The organism is Cellulosimicrobium sp. BMG9.23 (genome assembly GCF_059159985.1).
Window position 1 is genome coordinate 207,370 of record NZ_JBZGBZ010000001.1, and the last position, 15,478, is coordinate 222,847.

Consider the following 15,478-nt stretch of genomic DNA (forward strand, 5'->3'; position numbering starts at 1 on the left):
GGCCCATGCCCCGCGCCAGCCTGGACAAGAAGCCCGCCGAGGTCGCGTCGATGTTCGACGGCATCGCCCGCCGCTACGACCTGACGAACGACATCATGTCGTTCGGGCAGGACCGCTCCTGGCGTCGGGCGACGGTGCGCGCCCTCGGGGCGCTCCCCGGCGAGAAGGTGCTGGACCTCGCGGCGGGGACGGGAACCTCGTCCGAGCCGTTCGCGGACGACGGCGTGCGCGTCGTGCCGTGCGACTTCTCCCTGGGCATGCTCCAGGTCGGCAAGGAGCGCCGGCCCGACCTGCCGTTCGTCGCGGGCGACGCCACGCACCTGCCGTTCGCCGACGCGACGTTCGACGCGGTGACGATCTCGTTCGGGCTGCGCAACGTCGTCGACACCGAGGGCGCGCTGCGCGAGATGCTGCGCATCGTGCGGCCCGGCGGCCGGGTCGTGATCTGCGAGTTCTCGACGCCCACGTGGGAGCCGTTCCGCGTGCTGTACCAGGAGTATCTCGTGCAGGCGCTGCCGCGGATCGCTGCGGCGGTGACGCGCGAGGGCGGCTCGTACCAGTACCTCGCTGAGTCGATCGCGGCGTGGCCGGACCAGAAGGGCCTGGGGCGCCTGCTGCTGCGCGCGGGCTGGTCGAACGTCGCGTACCGCAACCTCTCCGGCGGCATCGTCGCGCTGCACCGCGGGACGCGCCCCGTCGCCTGAGCGTCGCACGCGGGGTGCCCGCGCCCGATGACGCGGGGGCCGTGCCGTGGTTTCCTCGGACTGTGGCGAACCGAGAAGCTCCAGCGGGCGACGTCGACTACGAACGCCACGGCGCGGGATACGCCGACGTCCGGCGGCCCGACCCACGCATCGCGGCCACGGTCCACGCGGGGCTCGGCAGCAGCCGGACGGTTCTCAACGTCGGTGCCGGTGCGGGCTCGTACGAGCCGTCCGACCGGTACGTGCTCGCGGTCGAGCCGGCAGCGGCGATGCGCGCCCAACGTCCTGTCGGGGCGGCACCGGCCGTGGACGCGACGGCGGAGCACCTCCCGTTCGACGACGACAGCTTCGACGCGGCCATGGCGACCGTGACGGTGCACCAGTGGCGCGACGTCGACCGGGGGCTGCGCGAGATGCGTCGGGTCAGCCGCGGACCCGTCGTCGTCCTCACCTTCGACGGCTCGGCGCTGCAACGGTTCTGGCTGGCGGACTACCTCCCCGAGGTCTTCGCCGCCGAGCAGGCACGGTTCCCGGCGATCGACCGGGTGGCGAGTGCCCTCGCGCGCGGCGACGCCGACGTCCGCGTCGACGGTGTGCCGGTGCCCTGGGACTGCACCGACGGGTTCGGCGAGGCGTTCTACGGCCGCCCCGAGGCCTTCTTGCGTCCTCAGCTGCGCGCCGCGACGTCGGGCCTGGCACTGGCCGACCAGGGCGCGGTGCGGCGCGGCCTCCGCCGTCTCGAGGACGACCTGGCCAGCGGCGCGTGGGACCGCGCGCACGGACACCTGCGCCACCAGGCCGAGCGCCTCGGGGCCCTGCGCCTCGTCACAGCCGGCGCCTGACCGCGCCGGGCGGTCGACGCCGCTCGCAGGTTCCTGACGGGGACCGCGTCAGACCGGCGCGAGCGGCTCGTGCGGCGCGTCCGGGAGGTGGACGACGACGTCGTCCCCTGCCGTGATCGTCCCGCCCTGCTCGACCACGGTCATGACGCCGGCCTTGCGCACGACGCCGCCCGCGCCGTCGGGCACGACGACGTGCGTGAGCAGGCCGGCCTGAAAGTCGTTGATCTGCTGGCACGGGTTGCGCAGACCGGTGACCTCGAGGACGACCTCGGGCCCGATCGCGAGCCGCGTGCCGCGGGGGAGCCCGAGGAGGTCGACGCCGCGCGTCGTGACGTTCTCCCCGAGGTCGCCCGGGGAGACGTCGAACCCCGCGGTGGCGAGCTCGTCGAGGAGCTCGGCGTGGATGAGATGGACCTGGCGCAGGTTCGGCTGCGTCGGGTCCGCCCGGACCCGGCTGCGGTGCTGGACCGTGACGCCCGCGTGCGTGTCGCCGACGACGCCGTGGCCCGCGAGGACGCGGACCGCGGGTGCGGCCGGCTTGCTGAACCCGTGGACGGGGCTTGCGGCGACGGCGAGGACGTATGGGGCGGGGGTCACGCCGCCATCCTGCCCTACCGGCCGGGACGGGTCGAGAGCCGCCCCGAAGGGCCCTCTGACCTGGGGCGTCGCGCCGGCGTGCGCAGGACCTCCGGCACAGGATCTCCGAGGAAGGTTCACCTTGCTACACATCGCGCGCTGCGAGTGACTAGAGTGACGGTTGTTCATTGTGACCGACTTCACAAGGGCTGTGGGTGCACCGCGCCCCGGCCCGGGTCACGGTGGGTGCGAGCTCCGAGAGTGCTCCGACGACCGGACGGCGAGGTGAGGACGTGCGTAGCAGCAGCGACGACGCGGACGTCATCGTCGTGGGCGCCGGCCCCGCGGGATCGGCTGCCGCGCACTACTGCGCCGCCGCGGGCCTGAACGTCCTGCTGCTCGAGAAGTCCGCGTTCCCGCGCGACAAGATCTGCGGCGACGGGCTCACCCCGCGCGCGGTCGCCGAGCTCGTGCGCATGGGCGTCCCGACGCGCGCCGAGGACGGCTGGATCCGCAACGAGGGGCTGCGCGTCGTCGCGAGCGGCCGGTCCTGGGAGCTCGCGTGGCCCGACCTCGCCTCCTACCCGAGCTACGGCATGGCGCGTGCTCGCCATTCGTTCGACCGCACGCTCGCCGAGCACGCGCAGCGCACCGGTGCCAAGCTCCTCGAGCGCACCGCGGTGACCGGCCCCGTGCTCGACGAGCGCACGGGCCGCGTCGTCGGCGTCACCGCGCGGCCGGTGGACGACAAGGGCCGCCGCGCGGGCGACGAGGTCACGTACCGCGCGCCCGTCGTCATCGCCGCCGACGGCGTCTCGTCGCGGTTCGCGCTCGCGCTCGGGCTGAGCCGTCGCGAGGACCGCCCGATCGGCGTCGCGGTCCGTACGTACTTCCGCACGCCTCGTCATGACGACGCGTGGATGGAGTCCCACCTCGAGCTCTGGGAGGGAGCGCCCCACAAGTCGGCGCTGCTCCCCGGCTACGGGTGGATCTTCGCGCTCGGTGACGGCACGGCCAACGTCGGCCTCGGGTCGGTGAACTCGTCGCCCGCGCGGCAGTCCGCGGCGAACGTCGACTACAAGGACCTGTTCGCCACGTGGATGCGCAACGCCCCCGCGGAGTGGGAGCTCACCGAGGAGAACCAGCTCGGTCCGGTGCGCGGCGCGGCGCTCCCCATGGGGTTCAACCGCACGCCGCTGTACACGCGCGGCGTGCTGCTCGTCGGCGACTCGGGCGGCATGGTGAGCCCGTTCAACGGCGAGGGCATCGCGTACGCGATGCAGGCGGCGCGCACGGCGGCGGACGTCGTCGCGCAGTCGCGGGCGCGTGGCACGGACGCGGGGCGCGAGCGCGCCCTCCAGACGTACCCGAAGGCCATGCGGCGCGAGCTCGGCGGCTACTACACGCTCGGCCGGTACTTCGTGAAGCTCATCGAGCACCCCGAGATCATGCGGATCTGCACGCGGTACGGGCTGCCCCGCCCGGTCGTCATGCGGTTCGTCCTCAAGCTCCTGTCCGACTGCTACGAGCCCCGCGGCGGCGACTGGGTCGACCGCGTCATCGCGGGGCTGACGAGGGTGGTGCCATCGTCATGACCAGCCGCGGTGGACCGGTAGACGACCTGGCGAAGGCGCCGTCGCTCGCACCACCACCTGAACCCCACCCTGGACGGCGTCGTCCGGGGAACCCGAGCCACCACGCGAGGAGTCGACGATGACCAACCCGTACGTGCCGCTCCTCGTCCTCATGGGCGTGGCGGCAGTGCTCGCCCTCGGCGGCGTCGCCGCGAGCGCCGTGATCGGCCCCAAGCGCTACAACCGCGCCAAGCTGGACGCGTACGAGTGCGGCATCGAGCCCACGCCCCACGCCGTCGGGGGCGGACGCTTCCCGATCAAGTACTACCTCGTCGCGATGACCTTCATCGTGTTCGACATCGAGGTCGTCTTCCTCTACCCGTGGGCCGTCGACTTCGCGACGCTCGCGACGTTCGGTCTCGTCGCGATGCTCGCGTTCCTCGCGCTCATCACCGTCCCGTTCGTCTACGAGTGGCGCCGCGGGGGCCTCGAGTGGGACTGAGCACCGATCATCTGCACCTGTCCGCGGCACGACGGCACGCGCGACCGACGAGGGGCTAGGAGAACACCATGGGGATCGAGGAAGCTCCTTCAGGCTTTCTGCTCACGACCATCGAGGACCTCGCCGGGTACTTCCGCAAGGCCTCGCTGTGGCCCGTGACGTTCGGGCTCGCGTGCTGCGCGATCGAGATGATGGCCGCGGGCGCGTCGCGGTTCGACCTGTCGCGCTTCGGCATGGAGGTCTTCCGCGCGTCGCCGCGCCAGGCGGACCTCATGATCGTCGCCGGTCGGGTGAGCCAGAAGATGGCGCCCGTCGTGCGCCAGGTCTACGACCAGATGAGCGAGCCCAAGTGGGTCCTGTCGATGGGCGTGTGCGCGTCGAGCGGCGGGATGTTCAACAACTACGCGATCGTGCAGGGCGTCGACCACGTCGTCCCGGTCGACATCTACCTGCCGGGGTGCCCCCCGCGCCCCGAGATGCTCATCAACGCGATCGTCGCGCTGCACGAGCAGATCGGCGACGAGCCGCTGGGTGCCAACCGCAAGGAGGCGGCACGTGCCGCCGAGGCGGCCGCGCTCGAGGCCACGCCGACGTTCCAGATGAAGGGCCTGCTCCGGTGAGCGCGACGACGAACCCGGGTCAGGGCGACGGGAGGAAGCCCGTCCCCCAGCCCGAGGAGGTCCGGGGGCCGCGGGCGGGCGAGCTCGTCACCGGTACGGAAGCGGGCCCCGGGACGCGGGGCACCCTCGACGTGGTCGAGGTGCGGTCGGGCATGTTCGGCGCCCAGGGCTCCGGCGACACCTCGGGCTACGGCGGTCTGGTGCAGCCCGTCGCCATGCCCGGCGCGACGCCGCGCCCGTACGGCGGCTGGTTCGACGACGTCGTCGACGTCCTCGGGGAGGTCCTCGCCGAGGGCGGGACGTCGATCCAGGACGCGGTCGAGTTCGTGAGCGTCGACCCGCCGGGGCGGCACGGCGAGCTGACGCTCCACGTGCACCGCGACCACCTCGTGGAGGTGTGCCGGGCGCTGCGCGACGACCAGGACCTGCGCTTCGAGCTGAGCCTCGGTGTGAGCGGCGTGCACTTCCCGCACGACGTCGGCCGCGAGCTCCACGCGGTCTACCACCTGACGTCGATCACGCACGGCCGACGCCTGCGCCTCGAGGTCGCCGTGCCCGACGCCGACCCGCACGTCCCGTCGACCACGTCCGTCTACCCGACGAACGACTGGCACGAGCGCGAGACGTGGGACTTCTTCGGCATCGTCTTCGACGGGCACCCGTCGCTCGCGCGCATCGAGATGCCCGACGACTGGCCCGGCCACCCGCAGCGCAAGGACTACCCGCTCGGCGGGATACCGGTCGAGTACAAGGGCGCGACCGTCCCCCCGCCGGACACGAGGAGGTCGTACTCGTGAGCACGCACACCACCGGGGCTCCCCCTTCGGGCCCGCACGCGACACCCCGTTCGACGCGACCGCCCGTGGGCGACTTCGAGCAGGGCGTCCCGAGCTTCGAGGCGTCGGGCGGCGACTGGGCCGAGATCGCGGAGAGCGCGGTCGCGGCGGCGGCGCTCGGCGAGGAGCGCATCGTCGTCAACATGGGTCCGCAGCACCCGTCGACGCACGGCGTGCTGCGCCTCATGCTCGAGATCGACGGCGAGACGGTCACCGAGGCGCGGTGCGGCATCGGCTACCTGCACACGGGCATCGAGAAGAACATGGAGTACCGGACGTGGACGCAGGGCGTCACGTTCTGCACGCGCATGGACTACCTCGCGCCGTTCTTCCAGGAGACGGCGTACTGCCTCGCGGTCGAGAAGCTCCTCGGCATCACGGACGACGTGCCCGAGCGTGCGAGCGTCATCCGCGTGCTCGTCATGGAGCTCAACCGCATCGCGTCGCACCTCGTGTGCCTCGGGACGGGCGGGAACGAGATGGGCGCGACGACGGTCATGACCGTCGGTTTCACGGCGCGCGAGGAGATCCTCAAGATCTTCGAGGCGATCACGGGCCTGCGCATGAACCACGCGTACGTGCGCCCCGGCGGCGTCGCGCAGGACGTGCCGTCGGACATCGTGGACCAGGTCCGCGAGGCGGAGCCGCTGATCCGCCGCTACCTGGCCCAGCTCGGCGACCTCATGCTGGCGAACCCGATCTTCAAGGGACGCCTGGTCGGCGTCGGGCACCTGAGCCTCGCGGGCTGCATGGCTCTCGGCATCACCGGACCGGTCCTGCGGTCGACGGGCCTGCCGTACGACGTGCGCAAGACCGACCCGTACTGCGGCTACGAGACGTACGACTTCGACGTCCCGACGTCGCAGGGCGCCGACGGCTACGACCGCGTCGTGCTGCGGCTCGAGGAGTGCTACCAGTCGCTGCGTATCGTCGAGCAGTGCCTGGAGCGCCTCGAGGCGACGGCCGGCCAGCCCGTGATGGTCGGCGACCGCAAGATCGCGTGGCCCGCGCAGCTCGCGATCGGCTCCGACGGCCAGGGCAACTCGCTCGCGCACATCAAGGAGATCATGGGCACCTCGATGGAGGCCCTGATCCACCACTTCAAGCTGGTCACGGAGGGCTTCCGGGTCCCGGTGGGCCAGGCGTGGCAGACGGTGGAGCACCCGCGCGGCGAGCTGGGCGTCCACCTCGTGTCCGACGGCGGGACGCGCCCCTACCGCGCGCACTTCCGCGACCCGTCGTTCAACAACCTCCAGGCCGTGGCCGCGATGTGCGAGGGCGGCCAGGTCGCCGACGTCGTCGTCGCCGTCGCGTCGCTGGACCCGGTGCTGGGAGGGGTGGACCGATGACGATCGACGCTGGACCTGCCACGAACGGGTCGCCCGCGGGCGCTCCCCGCTCGCGCCCGGGCTACGACAGCGAGACGCACGCACGCCTCGCGGCCGACGCCGCGCAGATCGTCGCGCGCTACCCGCAGGCGCGCTCGGCGCTCCTGCCGATGCTGCACCTCGTGCAGTCGGAGGACGGGTACGTCTCGCGCGACGGCATCCTCTTCTGCGCCGAGCAGCTCGACCTCACGGCCGCCGAGGTCTCGGCCGTCGCGACGTTCTACACCCAGTACAAGCGCCACCCCAACGGCACCTACACGGTCGGCGTCTGCACCAACACGCTGTGCGCGATCATGGGCGGCGACGCGATCTTCGACGAGCTGTCGGACCACCTCGGCGTCGGCCACGACGAGACGACCGACGACGGCGCGATCACCCTCGAGCGCGTCGAGTGCAACGCGGCCTGCGACTACGCGCCGGTCATGATGGTCAACTGGGAGTTCTTCGACAACCAGACGCCGCAGACGGCGACCGACGTCGTCGACCGCCTCCGCGCCGGCGAGCAGGTCGCCCCGACCCGCGGCGCCGCGAGCGTGTGCTCTTTCAAGCAGATGAGCCGCGTCCTCGCGGGTTTCTCCGACGGCCGCGCCGACGAGGGCGTCGGCGCGGGCGAGCCCACCCTCGCGGGCCTGCGCCTGGCCCGCGAGCACGGCTGGACCGCACCAGGCACGTCGGCAGGCGAGCCGACCGCCGAAGCCCCCACACCGCCGTCGGGCACGACGGAACCCACGACCGGTGGTGAGCCGGACGCGGAGGCGGGCACGGGGGCGCCGGATGCGAAGGGCGTGGCGGGCCTGGCGGGAGCGACGCGAGGAACGAGCGGCGCGGATGGTAGCCCGAGCACCGGCGCCCCCGTGCCCGCCGAAGGCGACGCCGCCTCCCCGGCCGGCGGTGAGCCCGCAGGCGGTGAGCCAGCCGCAGGCGAGGAGCAGTCCAGCGCCGAACGCCCACCCACGACCGACGCCGACGTCGACCCGGGCGGCAAGCCCGGCACGCCCGAGGCGAAGCCCGACGCGTCGAAGGGGACGGACGCATGAGCGAGCAGCAGAGCACACCGGAGCGCCCGACGCCCGATCCGCTGACCCCCGTCCTGTCGGACACCTGGGACGCGGACCGGTCGTGGACGCTTGCGTCGTACACGGACCGCGGTGGCTACGACGGCCTGCGAGCCGCCCTGGCGCAGGAGCCGGCGGCGATCGTCGAGACCGTGAAGGCCTCGGGCCTGCGCGGTCGGGGCGGAGCGGGCTTCCCGACGGGCATGAAGTGGGGCTTCCTGCCCGCGCCCGACGGCGGACCGCGCTACCTCGTCGTCAACGCGGACGAGTCGGAGCCGGGGACGTGCAAGGACATCCCGCTCATGCTGGCGAGCCCGCAGGCGCTCGTGGAGGGCGTGGCGATCACGTCCTACGCGATCGGCTGCGACCACGCCTTCATCTACGTGCGCGGAGAGGTGCTGCACGTGTACCGGCGTCTGCTGCGCGCGGTGGAGGAGGCGTACGAGGCGGGCTTCCTGGGCAAGGACATCCAGGGCTCGGGCTTCGACCTCGACGTCACGGTCCACGCGGGTGCGGGCGCGTACATCTGCGGCGAGGAGACGGCGCTGCTCGACTCGCTCGAGGGCCTGCGCGGGCAGCCGCGGCTCAAGCCCCCGTTCCCGGCGGTCGCGGGCCTGTACGCGCGCCCGACCGTGGTGAACAACGTGGAGTCGATCGCGAGCGTGCCGTCGATCGTGGCGCGCGGCGCGGACTGGTTCACGTCGATGGGCACGGAGCGCTCGGCGGGGTACGGGCTGTTCTCGTTGTCGGGTCACGTGACGCGGCCGGGGCAGTACGAGGCGCCCCTGGGCATCACGCTGCGCGAGCTGCTCGACATGGCGGGCGGGATGCGCGGCGGCAAGGCGCTGAAGTTCTGGACGCCAGGCGGGTCGTCGACGCCGCTCTTCACGGACGCGCACCTCGACACCCCGCTGGACTACGAGTCGGTCGCGAAGGCGGGCTCGATGCTCGGCACGCGCGCGCTGCAGCTCTTCGACGAGACCACGTGCGTCGTGCGGGCTGTGAGCCGGTGGACGGACTTCTACGCGCACGAGTCGTGCGGCAAGTGCACGCCGTGCCGCGAGGGGACGTACTGGATGAAGCAGGTCCTGGCGCGGATCGAGGCGGGACAGGGCACGCCGGGCGACCTCGACCTGCTGCTCGACACGTGCGACAACATCCTGGGCCGCGCGTTCTGCGCCCTGGGCGACGGCGCGACGTCGCCCGTGACGAGCAGCATCGAGCTGTTCCGCGACGAGTACGAGGCGCACATCACGGGCCACGCGTGCCCGTTCGACCCGTCCGCCGCGGCACTGTTCGACTACACGCCCCGACCGGCCGCCGCGCGCGCCCTGACGGCAGGAGTGCACTGATGACGACGACCACGCCGGCGACCTCCGGCACCGGAACGGAGCAGCCGCCTGCGGGCCAGGTGTCCTTCACGATCGACGACGTCGAGATGGCCGTGCCGAAGGGCACCCTGGTCATCCGTGCGGCGGAGCAGATCGGCATCCAGATCCCGCGGTTCTGCGACCACCCGCTCCTGGCCCCGGCCGGCGCGTGCCGCCAGTGCCTCGTCGAGGTCGCGACGCCGGACCGCGAGGGCAACCTGCGGCCCATGCCGAAGCCGCAGGCGTCGTGCACGCTCGAGGTGACGCCGGGCATGGTGGTGAAGACGCAGCGCACGAGCCCCGTCGCCGACAAGGCGCAGCACGGCATCATGGAGATGCTGCTCATCAACCACCCGCTCGACTGCCCGGTGTGCGACAAGGGCGGTGAGTGCCCGCTGCAGAACCAGGCGATGAGCAACGGGCGCGCGACGAGCCGGTTCGTGGACGTCAAGCGCACGTTCCCCAAGCCGATCTCCGTGTCGACGACGATCCTGCTCGACCGCGAGCGCTGCGTCCTGTGCCAGCGGTGCACGCGGTTCTCGAAGGAGATCGCGGGCGACGTGTTCATCGACCTGCAGAAGCGCGGGGCCGCGCAGCAGATCGGCCGGTTCGACGAAGCCGTCCTCGACTTCGCGCCGCCCGTGGGCGAGGCGCCGGGGGATCGTCCGGTCGGGCTCGCGCTCGAGGACGAGTCGGGGCAGCCGTTCGCGTCGTACTTCTCGGGCAACACGGTCCAGATCTGCCCGGTCGGCGCGCTCACGGGCGCTGCCTACCGGTTCCGCTCGCGCCCGTTCGACCTCGTCTCGACCCCGTCGGTCGGCGAGCACGACGCGTGCGGCAGCGCGATCCGCGTCGACCACCGGCGCGGCGTCGTGCTGCGGCGGCTCGCGGGCGACGACCCGCTGGTCAACGAGGAGTGGATCACCGACAAGGACCGCTTCGCGTTCACGTGGCAGTCCGCGCCCGACCGCCTCACCCACCCGCTGGTCCGGGACCGCGAGGTCGCGCCCGACGGCACCGTCACGCGCGGCGAGCAGCGCCCGGCGTCGTGGGCGGAGGCGCTCGAGCTCGCGGCGGACGCGCTCACCCGGGCGCGCGATGCCGGTGGGGTCGGGGTCCTGCCCGGTGGCCGCCTCACGGTCGAGGACGCGTACGCGTACGCGAAGGTGGCGCGCGTGCTGCTCCGGACGAACGACGTCGACCACCGCGCCCGCGCCCACAGCGCCGAGGAGGCCGACTTCCTCGCGCACGCCGTCGCCGGTCACGGGATCGGCGTGACGTTCACCGAGCTGGAGAAGGCTCCCGCGGTGCTGCTCGTCGGCCTCGAGGCCGAGGAGGAGGCGGGCGTCACGTTCCTGCGGCTGCGCAAGGGCGCGGTGCAGCACGGCGTGCGGGTGTTCTCGCTCGCGCCGTACGCGTCACGCGGCCTCGAGCGGATGCACGGCACGCTGCTCCCGGCCGCGCCGGGCACGGAGGCCGAGTGGCTCGACGGCCTCGCCGCGGGCGACCGGGTCCGCACGCTCGACGAGGCGGCCGGCTCGGAGGACGCGCTCGCCGACGCGAGCGACGCGCTGCGCGCCCCGGGCGCCGTGATCCTCGTGGGGGAGCGGCTCGCCGCGACCCCCGGCGGGTACAGCGCCGTCGTGCGCGCCGCCGCCGCGACGGGTGCCCGCCTCGCCTGGGTCCCGCGTCGTGCGGGGGAGCGCGGCGGCGTCGAGGTCGGCACGCTGCCGAACCTCCTGCCCGGCGCGCGTCCGGTGGCCGACGCCCGTGCCCGGGCGGACGTCGCGTCCCTCTGGGGCGTCGACGCGGCGGACCTGCCGGCGACCCCCGGCCGCGACGTCACCGAGATGCTCGACGCGCTCTCCGTGGGCCAGCTCTCCGGCGTCCTGCTCGGCGGCCTCGAGCTCGCCGACCTGCCCGACCCGGCGCACGCACGCCGCGCGCTCGAGGCGGCCGACGTCGTCGTGAGCCTCGAGGTGCGCCGCTCGGCCGTCACGGAGCTGGCCGACATCGTGCTGCCGGTCGCGCCGCCCGTCGAGCGGGCAGGGTCGTTCTGGAGCTGGGAGGGCCGGCTGCGGCCGTTCCCCGCGGCGCTCGCGTCGACCGCGATGACGGACCACCGCGTGCTCGACGCCCTCGCCGACGCCGCGGGCGTCGGCCTCGGTCTGCCGACCGCGGACGCGGTGCGCGCCGAGCTCGGCCGGCTCGAGGCCTGGAACGGTGAGCGCGTCGCCGCCCCGGACGTCCCGGCCGCCGAGCCGCCCGCCGTCGCCCCCGGCACCGCCGTCCTCGCGAGCTGGCGGCTGCTGCTCGACGACGGGCGCGGCCAGGACGGCGAGCGCTACCTCGCCGGGACGGCGAAGCGATCGGTCGCGCGGATGTCCGCGACGACCGCCGCGGCCGTCGACGTGTTCGACGGCGAGCTCGTCCGGGTCGCCACGGACCGCGGGGCGATCACGCTGCCGGTCGTCGTGACGGACATGGTCGACCACGTCGTGTGGGTCCCGCTGCGGTCCGCCGGGTCGCAGGTGCACGCGACGCTCGCCGCCGTGCCGGGCGACGTCGTGACGCTCGCGCCCGCCGACGTGTCAGGAGAGACGACCACCCCGGTGACCCCTGGCCACGACACGACACGTCGCACCGAGGGAGGGGAGCGGGCATGAGGTTCGAGACACCCGGCGTGCCCGGCATCGCGGCCGACTTCTCGCAGGACAACGGCTGGACGTACCTGGTCAAGGCGGTGCTCATCATCGTCTTCCTGCTGACGAGCGTGCTCCTCGCGATCTGGTTCGAGCGCAAGGTCGTCGCCCGCATGCAGGTGCGGCCCGGCCCGAACGTCCACGGACCCTTCGGCCTGCTGCAGTCGCTCGCCGACGCGATGAAGCTCCTGCTCAAGGAGGACATCACCGTCAAGGCCGCGGACAAGTTCGTGTACCTGCTCGCGCCGATGATCTCGGTCTTCTGCTCGCTGCTCGTGTTCGCCGTCATCCCGTTCGGCCCCGAGGTGCGCATCCCGTTCACGGACTTCGTGACACCCGCGCAGCTCACCGACTTCCCCGTCGCGGTGCTGTACATCCTCGCGTGCGCAGCGCTCGGCGTGTACGGGATCGTGCTCGGCGGCTGGTCGTCGGGGTCCACCTACCCGCTGCTCGGCTCGGTGCGCTCGACGGCGCAGGTCATCAGCTACGAGCTCGCGATGGGCCTGTCGCTCGTGTCGGTGTTCATCATGGCGGGGTCGATGTCGACGTCGCAGATCGTCGACTCCCAGACGCCGCTGTGGTGGGCGCTGCCGCTCCTGCCGGCGTTCGTCATCTACGTCATCTCGATGATCGGCGAGACGAACCGCCTGCCGTTCGACCTCCCCGAGGCCGAGGGCGAGCTCGTGTCCGGCTACATGACCGAGTACTCGTCGATGAAGTTCGCGTGGTTCTTCCTCGCGGAGTACATCAACATGATCAACGTCTCGGCGATCGCGACGACGCTGTTCTTCGGTGGCTGGCGCGCGCCGTGGCCGCTGTCGGCGATCAACGACGGGATGTTCAACGAGGGCTGGTGGCCGATCCTCTGGTTCCTCGTGAAGATGTGGGCCTTCATGTTCGTGTTCGTGTGGGTCCGCGGCACGCTCCTGCGGATGCGCTACGACCAGTTCATGACGTTCGGCTGGAAGGTGCTCATCCCCGCCGCGCTCGGCTGGGTCGTGCTCCTGTCCGTCGTCCAGGGCGTGCGCCAGTTCGGCGACGTCGACACGCGCACCGTGATCGGGGTCGGCGTGGGGCTCGCGCTCGTGGTCGTCGCGATCACGTGGTTCTGGCCCGAGAAGAAGTCCGCGCCACCGGGACCGGCCGGGACGAGCCGGCCCGCGACGTCGGGCACCCGTGGACCCGCCGAGCCGTTCGACGCGTTCGCGGGCGGGTTCCCCGTCCCGCCGCTGCCGGGCCAGTCGCTCCCGCCGTCCCCGCGCCGTCGGGCCCTCGTGCCCGACGACGCCCGCTCGCCCGACGACGCCCGCTCGCCCGCCGGGACGATGTCCGGTCCCGGCACGCCCCACGACAAGGAGGTCGACCGTGGCTGACGACCAGCAGCAGTCCGCAGCACCGGGGGAGTACCGGCCCCTGCGTCCGCAGGCCTCCGGCCTGCGCGAGGCCCTCGCGCCCGTCGCGGGCTTCGGCGTGACGTTCTCGTCGATGTTCCGGCCGACGGTGACGGAGCAGTACCCGCGGCAGAAGCACGCCCCGAAGGCGCGCTACCACGGGCGGCACCAGCTCAACCGCTACGCGGACGGCCTGGAGAAGTGCATCGGGTGCGAGCTGTGCGCGTGGGCGTGCCCCGCCGACGCGATCTACGTCGAGGGCGCCGACAACGCGGACCTGGCGGAGAACAGCGGGGGCTCGACCTCTGCCCACGTTTCACCGGGCGAGCGGTACGGCAGCGTCTACCAGATCAACTACCTGCGCTGCATCTTCTGCGGGCTCTGCATCGAGGCGTGCCCCACACGCGCGCTGACGATGACGAACGAGTACGAGCTCGCGGGCCCGACGCGTGAGGGCCTGATCTGGGAGAAGGAGGACCTCCTCGCGCCGCTGGAGCAGGGGATGCTCGCCGCGCCGCACCCGATGGTCCCGGGGACGACCGACACGGAGTACTACCGCGGGGAGGTGAGCGGCCCGGTGGCCGAGCAGGTGGCGTGGGTGCGCGAGCACCGTCCGGACGACCCGACGCTCCCTCCCGAGCCGCCCGGTCCGACGCCCGAGGTGCGCCGCGTCGAGCACGCCGACCGTCACCGGAAGGCGGCCCGATGACCGCGAGCGCGGGCGAGGCGGCCCTCTTCTGGGTCCTCGCCCCCCTCATGGTCCTGGCAGCCCTCTCGCTGCTGTTCGCGCGCAAGGCCGTCCACGCGGCGATCGCGGTCATGTTCGTCATGGTGGACCTCGCGATCCTCTACATCGCCCAGGAGGCGTCGTTCCTCGGGGTCGTGCAGGTCGTCGTGTACACGGGCGCCGTGATGATGCTGTTCCTCTTCGTCCTCATGCTCGTGGGCGTCGACGCGTCCGACTCGCTCGTCGAGACGATCCAGGGACAGCGCTGGATCGGCGTGCTCCTGGGGCTCGGGCTGGGCGCCGTGCTCGTGGGCGTCGTCACGCAGGCGACGTTCCCGCCCGCCGTCGGGCTGGCGGCCGCCAACGAGGCGACGAACCCCGTGGCGCTCGCCCGCGTCCTGTTCGCGGACTACGTGTTCGCGATGGAGGTCGTCGGCATCCTGCTGATCACCGCCGCGGTCTCGGCCCTCGTGCTCACGCACCGCCGTCGTCTCGTGCCGAAGGTGGGACAGCGCGAGCAGGCCGACGCGAAGGTCGCCGCCCTCCCGTCGGGCGGTCGCCTCACGCCGCTCGCCGCGCCGGGCGTTTACGCGCAGAACAACGCGATGGACACGCCCGCCCTGGATCCCGCCGGGCGCCCCATCGAGGAGTCGGTGTCGCGCATCCTGCGGATCCGCGGCCAGGAGCGCTCGGCGGGGACCATCCTCGCCGCCGAGCGCGAGGTGCTCGTCGAGCACGAGCCGCAGCGCGCCCTGCCGGCACTGCGGGCGGGCGACGCGAACGAGCGGACCGTCCAGGCGGAGCCCGCCGACGCACCACCCGCCGGTGACGTCTCCGGGCCCGACGACCCGGGCCGGACCCGCACCCTCGGAGGTGACGACTGATGGAGATCACGAACTACCTCGTGCTCGCGGCGATCCTGTTCACGATCGGCGCGACGACGGTGCTCCTGCGGCGCAACGCGATCATCGTGTTCATGGGCATCGAGCTCATGCTCAACGCCACCAACCTCGCGCTCGTGACGTTCGCGCGCATCCACGGCGACGTGACCGGGCAGGTGATCGCGTTCTTCGTCATGGTCGTCGCGGCCGCCGAGGTCGTCGTGGGGCTCGCGATCATCGTGTCCATCTTCCGTACGCGTCGGTCGGCCTCGGTCGACGACGTCAACCTCCTGAAGAGCTGAGAGGTCGG

15 protein-coding genes are annotated in these 15,478 nt (G+C 72.7%); 14 read left to right on the top strand and 1 reads right to left on the bottom strand.

Annotated features, from left to right (window positions below; all coding sequences use genetic code 11):
• The first annotated feature begins 5 nt into the window (after nt 1–5).
• Both AC4H2G_RS00795 and AC4H2G_RS00800 read left to right on the top strand, forming a co-directional pair.
• Nucleotides 6–704: a demethylmenaquinone methyltransferase gene (locus AC4H2G_RS00795; RefSeq protein ID WP_494363875.1), complete on the top strand. Its 699-nt coding sequence runs from the start codon at nt 6–8 to the stop codon at nt 702–704.
• A gap of 62 nt (nt 705–766) precedes the next feature.
• Nucleotides 767–1,546: a class I SAM-dependent methyltransferase gene (locus AC4H2G_RS00800; protein ID WP_494363876.1), complete on the top strand. Its 780-nt coding sequence runs from the start codon at nt 767–769 to the stop codon at nt 1,544–1,546.
• A gap of 48 nt (nt 1,547–1,594) precedes the next feature.
• On the opposite strand, the gene AC4H2G_RS00805 is transcribed toward AC4H2G_RS00800, so the two are convergent.
• On the bottom strand, nt 1,595–2,143 hold the full coding sequence (locus tag AC4H2G_RS00805) for an MOSC domain-containing protein (protein WP_494363877.1): 549 nt from the start codon (nt 2,141–2,143) through the stop codon (nt 1,595–1,597).
• A 272-nt stretch (nt 2,144–2,415) separates the two neighbouring features.
• On the opposite strand from AC4H2G_RS00805, the gene AC4H2G_RS00810 reads away from it, so the two are divergent.
• The 12 genes from AC4H2G_RS00810 (at nt 2,416) to nuoK (ending at nt 15,470) form a co-directional block, all read left to right on the top strand.
• Nucleotides 2,416–3,717 (top strand): geranylgeranyl reductase family protein, encoded by a 1,302-nt coding sequence (locus AC4H2G_RS00810; RefSeq protein WP_494363878.1) that lies wholly within the window; start codon nt 2,416–2,418, stop codon nt 3,715–3,717.
• Nucleotides 3,718–3,835: 118 nt separating this feature from the next.
• Nucleotides 3,836–4,198, top strand: a complete 363-nt coding sequence (locus tag AC4H2G_RS00815; RefSeq protein ID WP_021481795.1) for an NADH-quinone oxidoreductase subunit A — start codon at nt 3,836–3,838, stop codon at nt 4,196–4,198.
• A 68-nt stretch (nt 4,199–4,266) separates the two neighbouring features.
• Nucleotides 4,267–4,818 carry a NuoB/complex I 20 kDa subunit family protein gene (locus AC4H2G_RS00820; protein ID WP_494363879.1) on the top strand — a complete coding sequence of 184 codons (552 nt, stop codon included), beginning with the start codon at nt 4,267–4,269 and terminating at the stop codon, nt 4,816–4,818.
• Nucleotides 4,815–5,615: an NADH-quinone oxidoreductase subunit C gene (locus AC4H2G_RS00825; protein WP_494363880.1), complete on the top strand. Its 801-nt coding sequence runs from the start codon at nt 4,815–4,817 to the stop codon at nt 5,613–5,615. Before AC4H2G_RS00820 ends, AC4H2G_RS00825 begins: the two co-directional genes overlap by 4 nt.
• Nucleotides 5,616–5,680: 65 nt before the next feature.
• The gene (locus tag AC4H2G_RS00830) at nt 5,681–7,003 is read left to right on the top strand and encodes an NADH-quinone oxidoreductase subunit D (RefSeq protein WP_494364105.1); all 1,323 of its coding nucleotides are present in this window, start codon (nt 5,681–5,683) and stop codon (nt 7,001–7,003) included.
• Nucleotides 7,000–8,079 carry an NADH-quinone oxidoreductase subunit NuoE gene (gene nuoE / locus AC4H2G_RS00835; protein WP_494363881.1) on the top strand — a complete coding sequence of 360 codons (1,080 nt, stop codon included), beginning with the start codon at nt 7,000–7,002 and terminating at the stop codon, nt 8,077–8,079. The genes AC4H2G_RS00830 and nuoE overlap by 4 nt, the downstream gene beginning before the upstream one ends.
• The gene (nuoF, locus tag AC4H2G_RS00840; RefSeq protein ID WP_494363882.1) at nt 8,076–9,449 is read left to right on the top strand and encodes an NADH-quinone oxidoreductase subunit NuoF; all 1,374 of its coding nucleotides are present in this window, start codon (nt 8,076–8,078) and stop codon (nt 9,447–9,449) included. Before nuoE ends, nuoF begins: the two co-directional genes overlap by 4 nt.
• Nucleotides 9,449–12,133 (top strand): NADH-quinone oxidoreductase subunit G, encoded by a 2,685-nt coding sequence (locus tag AC4H2G_RS00845; protein WP_494363883.1) that lies wholly within the window; start codon nt 9,449–9,451, stop codon nt 12,131–12,133. The genes nuoF and AC4H2G_RS00845 overlap by 1 nt, the downstream gene beginning before the upstream one ends.
• A complete protein-coding gene (nuoH, locus tag AC4H2G_RS00850) occupies nt 12,130–13,542 on the top strand; it encodes an NADH-quinone oxidoreductase subunit NuoH (RefSeq protein ID WP_494363884.1) in 1,413 nt (470 codons plus the stop codon). Before AC4H2G_RS00845 ends, nuoH begins: the two co-directional genes overlap by 4 nt.
• Nucleotides 13,535–14,269 (top strand): NADH-quinone oxidoreductase subunit NuoI, encoded by a 735-nt coding sequence (nuoI, locus tag AC4H2G_RS00855; RefSeq protein WP_494363885.1) that lies wholly within the window; start codon nt 13,535–13,537, stop codon nt 14,267–14,269. Before nuoH ends, nuoI begins: the two co-directional genes overlap by 8 nt.
• Nucleotides 14,266–15,171 carry an NADH-quinone oxidoreductase subunit J gene (locus tag AC4H2G_RS00860; protein WP_494363886.1) on the top strand — a complete coding sequence of 302 codons (906 nt, stop codon included), beginning with the start codon at nt 14,266–14,268 and terminating at the stop codon, nt 15,169–15,171. The genes nuoI and AC4H2G_RS00860 overlap by 4 nt, the downstream gene beginning before the upstream one ends.
• Nucleotides 15,171–15,470, top strand: coding sequence for an NADH-quinone oxidoreductase subunit NuoK (nuoK, locus tag AC4H2G_RS00865; RefSeq protein ID WP_494363887.1), 300 nt, complete (start codon nt 15,171–15,173; stop codon nt 15,468–15,470). The genes AC4H2G_RS00860 and nuoK overlap by 1 nt, the downstream gene beginning before the upstream one ends.
• The last annotated feature ends 8 nt before the right edge of the window (nt 15,471–15,478 follow it).

What these genes read in the sequence shown, in the direction of transcription:
- AC4H2G_RS00795 (WP_494363875.1), top strand. Translation starts at nt 6, where the DNA reads ATGCCCCGCGCCAGCCTGGACAAGAAGCCCGCCGAGGTCGCGTCGATG.
- AC4H2G_RS00815 (WP_021481795.1), top strand. Translation starts at nt 3,836, where the DNA reads ATGACCAACCCGTACGTGCCGCTCCTCGTCCTCATGGGCGTGGCGGCA.
- AC4H2G_RS00820 (WP_494363879.1), top strand. Translation starts at nt 4,267, where the DNA reads ATGGGGATCGAGGAAGCTCCTTCAGGCTTTCTGCTCACGACCATCGAG.
- nuoE (WP_494363881.1), top strand. Translation starts at nt 7,000, where the DNA reads ATGACGATCGACGCTGGACCTGCCACGAACGGGTCGCCCGCGGGCGCT.
- nuoF (WP_494363882.1), top strand. Translation starts at nt 8,076, where the DNA reads ATGAGCGAGCAGCAGAGCACACCGGAGCGCCCGACGCCCGATCCGCTG.
- AC4H2G_RS00845 (WP_494363883.1), top strand. Translation starts at nt 9,449, where the DNA reads ATGACGACGACCACGCCGGCGACCTCCGGCACCGGAACGGAGCAGCCG.
- nuoH (WP_494363884.1), top strand. Translation starts at nt 12,130, where the DNA reads ATGAGGTTCGAGACACCCGGCGTGCCCGGCATCGCGGCCGACTTCTCG.
- AC4H2G_RS00860 (WP_494363886.1), top strand. Translation starts at nt 14,266, where the DNA reads ATGACCGCGAGCGCGGGCGAGGCGGCCCTCTTCTGGGTCCTCGCCCCC.
- nuoK (WP_494363887.1), top strand. Translation starts at nt 15,171, where the DNA reads ATGGAGATCACGAACTACCTCGTGCTCGCGGCGATCCTGTTCACGATC.